The sequence below is a fragment of the Pseudomonas sp. N-1-13 genome (assembly GCF_057787095.1).
This window is the reverse complement of sequence record NZ_JBYNRI010000001.1, coordinates 1,992,022-2,004,330: the sequence shown is the minus strand read 5'-3', so window position 1 is coordinate 2,004,330 and position 12,309 is coordinate 1,992,022. Positions and strand designations below refer to the sequence as shown.

15 protein-coding genes, 1 tRNA gene and 1 pseudogene are annotated in these 12,309 nt (G+C 56.2%); 5 read left to right on the top strand and 12 right to left on the bottom strand.

Annotated features, from left to right (window positions below):
- Positions 1–19 precede the first annotated feature (19 nt).
- Positions 20–772: a RipA family octameric membrane protein gene (locus AC3I65_RS09130; RefSeq protein WP_322834752.1), complete on the bottom strand. Its 753-nt coding sequence runs from the start codon at positions 770–772 to the stop codon at positions 20–22.
- A 330-nt stretch (positions 773–1,102) separates the two neighbouring features.
- Here AC3I65_RS09130 and AC3I65_RS09125 point away from each other — a divergent pair, with 330 nt between their 5' ends.
- Positions 1,103–1,420, top strand: a complete 318-nt coding sequence (locus AC3I65_RS09125; protein WP_322834753.1) for a DUF4406 domain-containing protein — start codon at positions 1,103–1,105, stop codon at positions 1,418–1,420.
- On the opposite strand, the gene AC3I65_RS09120 is transcribed toward AC3I65_RS09125, so the two are convergent.
- The gene (locus AC3I65_RS09120) at positions 1,417–2,055 is read right to left on the bottom strand and encodes a hypothetical protein (RefSeq protein WP_322834754.1); all 639 of its coding nucleotides are present in this window, start codon (positions 2,053–2,055) and stop codon (positions 1,417–1,419) included. The two genes, AC3I65_RS09125 and AC3I65_RS09120, sit on opposite strands and share 4 nt — an antisense overlap.
- Positions 2,056–2,103: 48 nt before the next feature.
- Here AC3I65_RS09120 and AC3I65_RS09115 point away from each other — a divergent pair, with 48 nt between their 5' ends.
- Positions 2,104–2,754: a hypothetical protein gene (locus AC3I65_RS09115; protein ID WP_322834755.1), complete on the top strand. Its 651-nt coding sequence runs from the start codon at positions 2,104–2,106 to the stop codon at positions 2,752–2,754.
- Complete coding sequence (locus AC3I65_RS09110) at positions 2,751–2,930, top strand: hypothetical protein (RefSeq protein ID WP_139050675.1); 180 nt, start codon at positions 2,751–2,753, stop codon at positions 2,928–2,930. The genes AC3I65_RS09115 and AC3I65_RS09110 overlap by 4 nt, the downstream gene beginning before the upstream one ends.
- 18 nt (positions 2,931–2,948) lie before the next feature.
- Here the strand turns inward: AC3I65_RS09110 and AC3I65_RS09105 are convergent, their stop codons facing one another.
- Positions 2,949–3,227 carry a hypothetical protein gene (locus tag AC3I65_RS09105; protein ID WP_274091150.1) on the bottom strand — a complete coding sequence of 93 codons (279 nt, stop codon included), beginning with the start codon at positions 3,225–3,227 and terminating at the stop codon, positions 2,949–2,951.
- Positions 3,228–3,661: 434 nt separating this feature from the next.
- On the opposite strand from AC3I65_RS09105, the gene AC3I65_RS09100 reads away from it, so the two are divergent.
- Together AC3I65_RS09100 and AC3I65_RS09095 are read left to right on the top strand one after the other, a co-directional pair.
- Positions 3,662–3,901 (top strand): hypothetical protein, encoded by a 240-nt coding sequence (locus AC3I65_RS09100; protein ID WP_488523646.1) that lies wholly within the window; start codon positions 3,662–3,664, stop codon positions 3,899–3,901.
- A 373-nt stretch (positions 3,902–4,274) separates the two neighbouring features.
- Positions 4,275–4,503: pseudogene (locus AC3I65_RS09095) on the top strand (integrase); the annotation flags it as partial.
- Positions 4,504–4,581: 78 nt separating this feature from the next.
- Here AC3I65_RS09095 and AC3I65_RS09090 read toward each other — a convergent pair.
- The 9 genes from AC3I65_RS09090 to thrS all read right to left on the bottom strand — a co-directional run bounded on the left by AC3I65_RS09090 (position 4,582) and on the right by thrS (position 12,047).
- Positions 4,582–4,658, bottom strand: a tRNA-Pro gene (locus tag AC3I65_RS09090).
- A gap of 89 nt (positions 4,659–4,747) precedes the next feature.
- Positions 4,748–5,104 (bottom strand): MerR family transcriptional regulator, encoded by a 357-nt coding sequence (locus tag AC3I65_RS09085; protein WP_003179985.1) that lies wholly within the window; start codon positions 5,102–5,104, stop codon positions 4,748–4,750.
- Positions 5,085–5,387 carry an integration host factor subunit alpha gene (gene ihfA / locus AC3I65_RS09080; protein ID WP_002553164.1) on the bottom strand — a complete coding sequence of 101 codons (303 nt, stop codon included), beginning with the start codon at positions 5,385–5,387 and terminating at the stop codon, positions 5,085–5,087. Before ihfA ends, AC3I65_RS09085 begins: the two co-directional genes overlap by 20 nt.
- Positions 5,388–5,390: 3 nt before the next feature.
- A complete protein-coding gene (pheT, locus tag AC3I65_RS09075) occupies positions 5,391–7,769 on the bottom strand; it encodes a phenylalanine--tRNA ligase subunit beta (RefSeq protein ID WP_488523645.1) in 2,379 nt (792 codons plus the stop codon).
- 36 nt (positions 7,770–7,805) lie between these two features.
- The gene (gene pheS, locus AC3I65_RS09070) at positions 7,806–8,822 is read right to left on the bottom strand and encodes a phenylalanine--tRNA ligase subunit alpha (RefSeq protein ID WP_047229332.1); all 1,017 of its coding nucleotides are present in this window, start codon (positions 8,820–8,822) and stop codon (positions 7,806–7,808) included.
- 109 nt (positions 8,823–8,931) lie between these two features.
- Positions 8,932–9,288, bottom strand: a complete 357-nt coding sequence (gene rplT, locus AC3I65_RS09065; protein ID WP_002553161.1) for a 50S ribosomal protein L20 — start codon at positions 9,286–9,288, stop codon at positions 8,932–8,934.
- Between the two features lie 30 nt (positions 9,289–9,318).
- The gene (gene rpmI / locus AC3I65_RS09060; RefSeq protein ID WP_002553160.1) at positions 9,319–9,513 is read right to left on the bottom strand and encodes a 50S ribosomal protein L35; all 195 of its coding nucleotides are present in this window, start codon (positions 9,511–9,513) and stop codon (positions 9,319–9,321) included.
- Positions 9,514–9,573: 60 nt separating this feature from the next.
- Entirely contained in the window at positions 9,574–10,125 is a 552-nt protein-coding gene (infC, locus tag AC3I65_RS09055) for a translation initiation factor IF-3 (protein WP_169432615.1), read from the bottom strand.
- A complete protein-coding gene (gene thrS / locus AC3I65_RS09050; RefSeq protein ID WP_003203626.1) occupies positions 10,125–12,047 on the bottom strand; it encodes a threonine--tRNA ligase in 1,923 nt (640 codons plus the stop codon). The genes infC and thrS overlap by 1 nt, the downstream gene beginning before the upstream one ends.
- Positions 12,048–12,309: the final 262 nt, after the last annotated feature.

Here is a 12,309-nt window from a genome sequence, read left to right as displayed (position 1 = left end):
TTCCGATGAGATTTGGGGGCTACTTCGGCAAGACTGGTTCAGGGGCCTGGCGCTGTTTAAATCCGGAAATATTTTCTGGAACGTGCCAATCCAGTGCCTCGACCCTAAAGGTGGAAACAAACAAAATCCCCCAACCCAATGCTAATACCAGCCCGACATATATAGGAAGTCGACTAGAAGAAAACCTAGCCAAGATCATAAAATTAGCCACCGGAGCCCACGGCCTACCTTTCCAGATGCTTTTTTTGATCTCGTCTTTGTTCGAGTTATCAAGAAATAAGTGAATTAAAACCTTCCTACGAAGTAACTGTTGGTCAACCTCCGGAGAAAGTTTTACATCAAACTTGTCATTCAAATATCTATACACTCTGTGACGCTTCAAAAGCTCAACCATGGACTCTTCTGACTTTCTGCAATTAATTTCCCAATGCTCCTGCCAATACTTCGCGCCAGCGGCCATTCCTGCCTGGAACAGCGAGACTAACAACCCAACCAAACATATAACGAAACTAACTATCGGCAGCTGCCCAGCAGACTGACATATTCCGGCGAAGAGAACCCCCTGAAAAATCATAAAGAAATTATTTCTCTGCACCAATTGAGAAATTTCAAAATTTCTCAAATCAATTGACAAACTGTAAATAGACTTCCATGCAGCCAGGTCATCTATAGCGGTTCGACAGGCCTGTTCGGCAATTCGCTTTCTAAACTCCGGAGAATTTAAATCCTTCTTCTTGAATTCGGACTTTGAAATTTCACTCTTATCTGTCATCTACCCGGCTCCATGTTTTTTACATGATGCCAGATAGACACTACGAAATCACAGGCTTCGGTGTCTTTCACTCGCAACCGTCGCCGAATCCGAGCAGATCATACCCAGCCCGTACGGATGATCACGTCGATCAGTCGAACCACGGCAGCGATCAGGTTTATCAGGTCAGTCAGTTTTTTCATTCGGCAGCACCTCGGCAATCCGTCAGCCATTCAACAGTGCGGTGACGGTAGTGCTCGATGGTCTGCTGTCCTGCCCGCGCGCTCCTCTTGTGGGATTTCCACTACTCCCCCACTCCACCGCCCGGGCATGCCCCGGCAAGGACTCCCAGTGAAACGAATCTACCTCAGCGGCCCCATGACCAACATGCTGGACCTGAACTTCCCCCTCTTCCACACCACTGCCGCCAGCCTGCGCGAGGCCGGCCACACCGTCATAAACCCCGCCGAACTCAACCCAGACCCGGGCACCTGGAGCGAATGCATGCGCCGGGACATCAAGGCGCTAATGGACTGCGACACCGTGGCCACCCTGCCCGGCTGGCAGGATTCCCGCGGCGCCAGCCTTGAAGTGCATATCGGCAAGGCGCTCGGCATGCGGGTTGTGAATGCCCATGATCTGGTATCGATCACAATAGCTAAAATCTAACCAACCAGCCTTTTTAACAAGACATTTGATTCTGAATATAACGTTCGGCTTTTGTTCCTGGCGGTGTTTACGCACCTTTCAGAAACCTCATACATTCCAGACAAGTCAGGATCACTTAGGACAAATCCGAGTCGTATAATGTTTTGAACTTCAATTTGCACCAACTCTTCCAAATCACGATGCGTGAAGCTAAACATCGAAATTTCTGACTGATCGAAATGCAGCAACATACCCTGCCAAGATTTATCGACTTTCGCACAATGGCCAAGCCAAACCTTCTGTGGCCTTTGTATCTTGTTGAATAGATCAGTTATTTCTACAGAAGCACTACTTTCGTGCAACTCAACAAACACTCTAAACAAAGCCATGACATAAACAGAAGCAGATTCTCCATCATCTAAAGTGCTTTGAAAATCTTTAAGCACCTTGAATTTCTCTGAATGCCGGAACTGACTTTGCCAGCTAGTCAACGCAGCAACTGCGACAATTGCTGTTGCAGCGGTGCCTGCAAAACTAAGCAACTCGAAAACACCGCGAATTTTGTTGGCAGATACTTCCGTAGACCCCACACCCAAGCCAAGCAAAATACCGAATACAACAAGCAGAAGACAGCCACCAAAAACGACTCGATCCATAAGCCAATCCTCTAGATAGGGCCGGGAATATACCCGGCAAGGTATCCCATGCCCATAGAAAACTACGCCGCCGAGCCTGAGTTTGACCTAGCCACTCCAGCAGGCGGTCGCGGCTACATCGCCAACCAGTTCAAGACAGCGCTTAAGCGTCACGACTACCGCCAGTACATCGCTGAGCGGCTGGCCGGCGACTTCGCGTGCACGCTGGCTCAGCACATCGAACGCATCACCGCCGAGCGTGACGCTCTGCAGCTGCGCCTGAACGCAGCGGATCAGCAGATTGATCAACTGGAGCGTGACGCGGCCCGGCTGGATGCGCTGGAATCGAATTGCTGGGATGTCCGCTTCGACAGCAGCCCTAACGGCGATGCCGGTGACAGCAGCATCAGCATCGAGATTGTCGGCCACTGGATGGATAAGCCGACCGAGTGCGTCATCGGCGAGAATTACAGCGAGAGCCTTCGCGCAGCCATTGACCAAGCGATGACAGCCCCGGCCTATCCGCCTGAGCGCCCAGAACATCCAGAAGCCACCAGTGATGATGACTGGCACATGAACCCCTGCAAGCAAGATCACCGCGACGTCGGCGCCGCCGGCGGCGTAGCGCACTGCTACACCTGCGACGAGAAGATCGAAGCAGCCACCACGCTAGAAGCGTTCGAGCGCTGGAACGAAACTCACCCAGCAGCGCAGCCATGAGGCGCTTCGTTCGCCGAAAGGCCGAGGCTTGGCTAATCCTGCTCGCCGCCTGGATCCTGATCGGCCGCAACGTCCACCGCGCGCCCGTGACGTCCCGCCGCGACAACAACGACATGTGGGCAATGGCTGAAAAACTCGAAGCCATCGCCCAGCGAATCAGCACCCAATACCGGTAGGCCAGTTCAGCGTCGAAGCTACGCGAAAACCCAGAGGCCTTTAACATTCAATCCGGCGAGAATCAGCGCCGTCAATAAGCCAGGTAGCCGCATCAACCCCATCATGATGAATAGGATGGGGTTCATCATGCCAACCATGAAAAGGACCAGTACAGCGATTTTTGGCTGGCTGGGATCAAATAGAACCTTTGTCATGATTCCGGCCCATATCGCCCAAAAGAAATACATCGTCACGCCATCTACTCGGAAGAACGCCCGCTTAAACGTCTGTCCGACCGTATCCGTTTCATTGAGCATCTGAGCCACCGCAATAACCGATTTTATAACGATAGTAGCCGTAGCTCCAAAAACCTCTAACCCCTCCCCCTTCAAAGTTAGCCGCTATAGCGGCAAAGGAATAATTAGGCTCTATCAAAGCTTTGTAGCATCCCAGGTACAAGTACCGGACGCTTTAGTTTGCGTGTAGGTTCCGGACAAAGTATTTGGTCCTGTTACCTGCCCATCCATCTACTGGGAGCCTGACCGGCCTGAAGGCGAAGGCTGGTTCTGCCTGACCATTCCGGGCCTGTGTGCTGGTGGGCACTACAGCGACGATTGCGGTGGGTGGGATCTGATCTGCTGGCGTGGCGCCGTGTCATCGGCGTTGAAGGGCAAGCGCGATCAGGCCTTTCTGATCGAACCTCACGACGCAATGGACGCGATGCCTAACAAGCGCCTGGTGGCGGACACGCTTGAAGCTGACGGGCAGTTCTGCACCCTCGGTGTTCTCCAGTGCGAAGCGCAGCATCGAAATGAGCGTCATCGATGCGCATTGCCGAGAAACAGTTTCGGGCGCTTTCAGAATAGCGCCAGCCATGGCCGCCGAGGTCGTATTTGAGAATGACGAGTGCGGCTGGAACGAAACCTCGGAGCAGCGATGGCAGCGGATGCGCAAATGGATAGGCAGCCATATCAAAGAGGTGACGCCATGATCCCCCCCTGCTTTACAGGGCCTGTCCCATCTAGAGGAGCCATGGCAAAAAAAAGCCCACCCTGACCAGCTGCGGCCACTCAGCATTTCTCTGAAACACCTGGCAGGGCGAACTACAGAACCTTATTCGAATGAGGCTTCCTCGTATATCAGCCATACCCTGATACAAGCCCCCACCAAAGCGATCTGACTACAAACCAAACCCTTACAACTCACAGCCTGCCGGTAAACAGCGGGCGGAGCTATGCCATGAACAAAGGAGACCTCGCGGATCGTATATGCGCAATCACCTACCCTTGCGGCATCCATAAAGACCTGATTCTGATCGCCAAGGGATCTGGCCTGGTGATCGTATACGGCGCCAGCGATTCGATGGGGTCCGGGAAGCGGCGGGTTGTTCAAGGGGTCGATAGAAGAGGAAATGCCGGGCTTCCACGAAGTGCGTGCACTGTCGCTGCACCTGTATCAGAAAGCCGGAAAGGATGGGCAGAAGATCGCCGGCCATGCCAGCGAGAGCATGACCAGAACTACCAGAAGGATCACGCGGATATCGTGTGGTGGGAAGCAATCCCCGACCTGAATATCAGCGAAATCACCGGTTAGTTTTGCGCATGTTTTGCGCGAGCACAAAAAAGCCGATCCATCTGATCGGCTTAACTGTCTGATTTTACTCAGGAATAATGGTCGGGACGGAGTGATTCGAACACTCGACCCCTAGCACCCCATGCTAGTGCGCTACCGGACTGCGCTACGCCCCGACTAGGCGTGAATCTTGTTCCGTCTCTCAACGGAACGCTCAGGAATATATCGCAAGCTTTTGAAAACTGGAAGATTTAAAAGCAGAAATTTATTTCTTGAGCACCACCAGCACATCTTCAAGCTCGGCGATCATCTGGCGGATCATCTGTTTGTACTGGGTTGTATCGTCTTTGGCCTCATCACCGGAGAGGCGCAAGCGCGCTCCGCCGATGGTGAACCCCTGGTCGTACAGCAGCGCGCGGATCTGCCGGATCATCAGCACGTCTTGTCGCTGATAATACCGGCGGTTACCGCGGCGCTTGACCGGGTTGAGTTGAGGAAACTCCTGCTCCCAATAGCGCAGCACATGCGGTTTTACCGCACACAGCTCGCTGACTTCACCAATGGTGAAGTAGCGTTTGCCTGGGATGACGGGTAGCTCGTCGTTATGACTTGGTTCCAGCATAAGCCTCAACTCGGGCCTTCAACTTCTGCCCTGGACGAAAGGTGACCACACGGCGAGCCGTGATCGGGATTTCTTCACCCGTTTTCGGATTGCGGCCAGGCCGCTGGCGTTTGTCCCGCAGGTCGAAATTGCCGAAACCGGACAATTTGACCTGTTCGTTGTCTTCCAGAGCGTGCCTGATTTCTTCGAAAAACAGTTCGACCAATTCTTTGGCCTCCCGTTTATTCAGGCCCAGCTCCTCATACAGACGTTCCGCCATCTCAGCTTTCGTCAGAGCCCCCATACGTCACTTCCTTAACGTGGCGTTCAACCTGTTTTCGAGCGAGGTGAGGATATTCTGCGTTGCGGTATTCACCTCATCGTCATTAAGAGTGCGCGATGGATGCTGCCAGGTCAAGCCGACTGCAAGGCTTTTTCTATGCGGATCAATGCCTTTACCCTGATACACGTCAAATAGCCTGAGGTCCGTGAGCCATTCGCCTGCATTTTCACGGATTACATCCAGTACAGCGCTGGATGCAACGTCGCGATCGGCCAGCAGCGCAAGGTCACGCCGCACTTCAGGAAAGCGCGATAACTCCTGGAATTTCGGCATTTTCCCCAGCGCCACTTCGCCCAGAACCAGCTCGAAAACAAACACAGGACGATCAAGCCCCAGGGTCTTGGACAGTTCAGGGTGAATCGCGCCGACATAGCCGACTTCACGCCCGTCACGCTCAATGCGTGCTGTCTGCCCCGGATGCAGCGCCGGATGCTTGCCCGGCACGAAGGTGAACACACCGAGCGCACCGGCGAAGCCCAACACCGCTTCCACGTCAGCCTTGACGTCGAAGAAGTCGACGACATCGCGACCTTGCGCCCAGCCTTCCGGCAAACGACTGCCGCAAACGACACCGGCCAGCATCGGCTCTTGCTTCAAGCCTTCCAACTGACCAACGAAACGCAGGCCGCTTTCGAACAGACGTACGCGGTCCTGTTGGCGGTTCAGGTTGTGCTGGAGCGACTTGACCAGGCCCGGCCACAGGGACGAGCGCATGGCGGCCATGTCGTTGGAAATCGGGTTGGCCAGCAACAGCGGCTCGACACCCGGATTGAACAGCTCGAACTGGCGTGGATCGATGAAGCTGTAGGTGATCGCTTCCTGATACCCACGAGCCACCAGCAGACGGCGCAGTTCCGGCAGGTCGCTACGGGCTTCGGCCTTGGCCTGTGGGGCCAGGCGCGCCTGCGGGTAGCGAACCGGCAAACGGTTGTAGCCGTACAGACGGGCCAGCTCTTCGATCAGGTCGACTTCCAGGCTGATATCGAAGCGATGGCTTGGCACTTCGACACGCCACTGCCCTGCCCCGTCGGCGCTGATGTTCAGGCCCAGGGCGCTGAGCAGGCGCTCGACTTCAGCCGGGTCCATTTCCATGCCGAGCATCTGCGTGATGCGCTGGGCACGCAGGGTGACCGGTGCGATTTGGGGCAGGTGCTGTTCGCTGACGGTTTCGATGATCGGGCCAGCTTCGCCGCCAGTGATTTCCAGCAGCAGGCCAGTGGCGCGCTCCATGGCTTCACGGGCCAGTTGCCAGTCCACGCCGCGCTCGTAACGGTGCGAGGCATCGGTATGCAGGCCATAGGAACGGGCCTTGCCAGCCACCGCAATCTGGTCGAAGAACGCACTTTCAAGGAACACATCACGGGTCGTGGCAGACACACCACTGTGCTCGCCGCCCATTACGCCGGCAATCGCCAGGGCACGGGAGTGGTCGGCAATGACCAGCGTATCGCTGCGCAGGGTCACTTCCTGGCCATCGAGCAGTACCAGCTTCTCGCCTTCCTCAGCCATGCGCACGCGGATGCCGCCGTTGATTTCGGCAAGGTCGAACGCGTGCAGCGGCTGACCCAGCTCCAGCATCACGTAGTTGGTGATGTCGACGGCAGCGTCGATGCTGCGCACGTCGGCGCGACGCAGGCGCTCGACCATCCACAGCGGGGTCGGCTTGGACAGGTCGACATTCCGGATAACGCGCCCCAGGTAACGTGGGCATGCCGCCGGCGCCAGCACTTCAACCGAGCGCACTTCATCATGCACCGCGGCAACGGTCGCGACCGCTGGACGTGCCACTGGGGCGGCATACAACGCACCCACTTCACGAGCCAGACCGGCCAGGGACAGGCAGTCGCCACGGTTCGGGGTCAGGTCGACCTCGATGCTCGCATCGTCCAGGCTCAGGTACTCACGGATGTCCTGGCCGACTGGTGCGTCAGCCGGAAGCTCCATCAGGCCATCGTTGCCTTCGCCAATCTGCAGTTCAGCCTGGGAGCACAACATGCCGTTGGACTCGACGCCACGCAGCTTGGCTTTCTTGATCTTGAAGTCGCCCGGCAGTTCGGCACCGATCATGGCGAACGGGATCTTCAGGCCCGGGCGCACATTTGGCGCGCCACAGACCACCTGGAAGGTTTCCGCGCCATTGCTGACCTGGCACACCCGCAGCTTGTCGGCGTCCGGGTGCTGCTCGGTGCTCAGCACCTCGCCCACCACCACACCACTGAATTCACCGGCGGCCGGCGTCACGCTATCGACCTCAAGACCGGCCATCGACAGACGAGCAACCAGCTCGTCCCGGCTTACCTGCGGGCTTACCCAGCCGCGCAGCCATTGTTCACTGAATTTCATCCTGCTCTCCTATTAGATTCGTTACGGGTCTGCGGCTTAGCGAAATTGCGCAAGGAACCGCAAGTCGTTGTCGAAGAACAGGCGCAAGTCATTTACACCGTAACGCAGCATGGCCAGACGCTCGACGCCCATGCCGAAAGCAAAACCCGAGAACTCTTCCGGATCGATCCCGGACATACGCAGCACGTTCGGGTGAACCATGCCGCAGCCCATGACCTCCAGCCAGCCGGTCTGCTTGCAGACGCGGCAGCCTTTACCGCTGCACATCACGCATTCCATATCGACTTCAGCGGATGGCTCGGTGAACGGGAAGTACGAAGGACGGAAACGCACCGCCAGTTCTTTCTCGAAGAACACCCGCAGGAACTCTTCGATAGTCCCTTTCAGGTCGGCGAAATTGATGTCGCGATCCACCAGCAGGCCTTCGACCTGGTGGAACATCGGCGAGTGGGTGATATCGGAGTCGCTACGGTACACACGGCCTGGGCAGACGATGCGGATCGGCGGCTGCTGCGATTCCATGGTGCGGACCTGTACCGGCGAGGTATGGGTGCGCAACAGCATGTTCGCGTTGAAATAGAAGGTGTCATGCATCGACCGGGCCGGGTGATGGCCTGGGATGTTGAGCGCCTCGAAATTGTGATAGTCGTCTTCGACCTCAGGGCCTTCGGCAATGCCGTAGCCGATGTGGGTGAAGAACTGCTCGATACGTTCCAGGGTCCGGGTAACCGGATGCAAACCACCGGAAGTCTGGCCGCGGCCAGGCAGGGTCACGTCGATGGATTCGGCGGCGAGCTTGGCAGCCAGATCCGCTTCCTCGAACAAGGCCTTGCGCGCATTAAGGACTTCTGTAACACGCTCCTTGGCAACGTTGATCAGCGCACCGACCTGCGGACGCTCTTCGGCCGGCAGGTTCCCCAGGGTCTTCATCACCTGAGTCAACTCGCCCTTCTTGCCAAGGTAGTGAACCCGGATTTGCTCCAGGGCATTGATATCTTCAGCGCTTTGCACAGCCTCTAGTGCTTGAGAGACCAGCGCGTCCAGGTTTTCCATGTACAGACTCCAGATACAAAATAGGGGAAGAGCTTGAAGGCTCTTCCCCTATTTATGACGTTTAACACCTGGCCCCACAGAGGTGAGGCCGGGTGACTGTCGGGGGTACTTAAGCCAAGGTGGCTTTAGCTTTCTCGACAATCGCAGCAAACGCCGCTTTTTCGTTCACTGCCAGATCAGCCAGAACCTTACGGTCGATCTCGATGGACGCTTTTTTCAGGCCGGCAATGAAACGGCTGTAGGACAGACCGTTAACACGAGCACCAGCGTTGATACGAGCGATCCACAGAGCGCGGAACTGACGTTTTTTCTGACGACGGTCACGGTAGGCGTATTGGCCTGCCTTGATTACCGCTTGCTTGGCAACACGGAATACGCGGGAACGCGCGCCGTAGTAGCCTTTAGCAAGTTTCAGAATTTTTTTGTGACGCTTACGGGCAATGACGCCACGCTTTACACGAGCCATGAGTTACTTCCTCTATTCTTGATCCAAAAATTAACGAAGGCGCAGCATGCGCTCGACTTTTGCCACGTCAGACGGATGCAGCAAGCTGCTACCGCGCAGTTGACGCTTACGCTTGGTCGACATTTTGGTCAGGATGTGGCTCTTGAAAGCGTGCTTGTGCTTGATACCGTTAGCAGTTTTCAGAAACCGCTTAGCAGCACCACTTTTAGTTTTCATCTTTGGCATGTTCGGATACTCCGCATTCAGTTGATAAACATAATCGCAAGGCCTGCCGTGCCCTGTTGATTACTTCTTCTTTTTCGGGGCGATGACCATGATCAGCTGGCGTCCTTCCATCTTAGGATGCTGTTCGACCGAACCGTACTCGAGCAGGTCTTGTTCAACCCGCTTGAGGAGTTCCATCCCCAGCTCCTGGTGGGCCATCTCACGGCCGCGGAATCGCAAGGATACCTTGGCCCTGTCCCCGTCACTCAGGAAACGTACCAGGTTGCGCAGTTTTACCTGGTAATCCCCTTCCTCCGTCCCTGGACGAAACTTGATTTCTTTTACCTGAATCTGCTTCTGGTTTTTCTTCGCCGCGGCAATCTGCTTCTTCTTTTCGAAGATCGACTTGCCGTAGTCCATCACCCGGCAAACCGGCGGGACTGCGTCTGCGGAAATTTCTACCAGATCAAGCTTGGCTTCTTCAGCAATACGAAGCGCTTCATCAATCGAGACGATGCCAATCTGCTCGCCGTCAGCGCCAATTAACCGAACCTCGCGTGCCGAGATATTCTCGTTGATCGGGGCTTTCGGTGCAGCTCGTTTATCTTGTCTCATTTCACGCTTAATAATAATTACTCCAAATCTGGGCGACCACGCCGGGAAACCGCTTGCGCGAGGAACTCAGCGAATTCGGCGACGGGCATCGAGCCCAGGTCAGCACCTTCACGAGTACGCACAGCGACAGTCTGCATCTCGACCTCCCGATCTCCAATAACCAAGAGAAAGGGAACCTTGAGCAAAGTATGCTCGCGGATTTTAAAGCCGATCTTTTCATTTCTCAAGTCGGACTTGGCACGAAATCCGCTTTGGTTGAGAGTTTTTTCGACCTCGGCGGCAAAATCTGCCTGTTTATCAGTGATATTCATGATCACTGCCTGGGTCGGCGCCAACCACGCGGGGAACGCGCCCTCGTAGTGTTCGATCAGAATCCCGACGAAGCGCTCGAACGAACCGAGGATCGCGCGGTGAAGCATGACCGGGTGCTTGCGGCTGTTGTCTTCGGACACGTATTCGGCGCCCAGACGGATCGGCAGGTTAAAATCGAGCTGCAGGGTACCACACTGCCACACGCGACCAAGGCAATCTTTCAGCGAGAACTCGATCTTCGGCCCGTAGAAAGCCCCTTCGCCCGGTTGCAGATCGTACGCAAGGCCTGCGCTATCGAGGGCAGCGGCCAGGGCTGCTTCGGCGCGATCCCACAACTCATCGGAACCAACGCGTTTTTCCGGACGAGTGGACAGCTTCATCTCGACTTCGGTAAAGCCGAAGTCCCGGTAGACGTCCATGGTCAGCTTGATGAAGGCAGCGGATTCGGCCTGCATCTGCTCTTCGGTGCAGAAGATATGCGCATCGTCCTGGGTGAAGGCACGCACGCGCATGATGCCGTGCAGCGCACCCGATGGCTCGTTACGGTGGCAGGCACCGAACTCAGCCAGGCGCATCGGCAGCTCGCGGTAGCTTTTCAGGCCCTGGTTGAACACCTGCACGTGGCAAGGGCAGTTCATCGGCTTGATGGCGTAGTCGCGGTTTTCCGACTGGGTAGTGAACATGTTGTCGGCGTAGTTGGCCCAGTGCCCGGATTTCTCCCACAGGCTACGGTCAACCACTTGCGGCGTCTTGATCTCCAGGTAGCCGTTTTCACGCTGGACCTGGCGCATGTACTGCTCGAGCACCTGGTACAGGGTCCAACCGTTCGGATGCCAGAACACCATGCCCGGGGATTCTTCCTGGGTGTGGAACAGGCCCAGGCGCTTGCCGATCTTGCGATGGTCACGCTTCTCGGCTTCCTCGATACGCTGGATGTAAGCCGCCAGTTGCTTCTTGTCGGCCCAGGCAGTGCCGTAGACGCGCTGCAACTGCTCGTTCTTCGCATCGCCACGCCAATAGGCGCCGGACAGCTTGGTCAGCTTGAAAGACTTCAGGAAGCGGGTGTTCGGCACATGCGGGCCACGGCACATGTCGACGTATTCTTCGTGGTAGTACAGGCCCATGGCCTGCTCGTCCGGCATGTCTTCCACCAGACGCAGCTTGTAATCCTCGCCACGCGCCTTGAACACTTCGATGACTTCGGCACGCGGGGTCACTTTCTTGATGACGTCGTAATCTTTCTCGATCAGCTGCTGCATGCGCTGTTCGATGGCCGCCATGTCTTCCGGCGTGAAAGGACGCTCAAAGGCGATGTCGTAATAGAAGCCTTCGTCGATGACTGGCCCGATGACCATCTTCGCGCTCGGATACAACTGCTTGACCGCATGGCCCACCAGGTGCGCGCAAGAGTGGCGAATGATCTCCAGCCCCTCTTCATCCTTTGGCGTGATGATTTGCAGCGTGGCGTCGCTGTCGATGACATCGCTGGCATCGACCAGTTTGCCGTTGACCTTGCCAGCCAGGGTGGCCTTGGCCAGGCCCGCGCCGATGGATGCTGCGACCTCGGCTACGGAAACCGGGTGATCGAATGAACGTTGACTGCCGTCGGGAAGAGTAATAGTTGGCATGGCGCCTCCTCTCCTAGTGGTGACCCCTACCAAAGGTCACGTGGGTTGGGATGAGCCAGTACAAGATCCAGTCCAGGCCATTCAATGACGAACGCCTGCCTTACAGCGGCAGGAGCCTTGCGGCCAACCGGGAAAACCGAACCAGAGTGACTGGGATTCAAATCAGGGTTAATCGAACATTTGCCGCAGCCGGGACCTGTTGTCCTCCGGAGCCTGAAAATACCCGAGCCCGGCATGCTAGCACAGATGAACGGTCATCGCC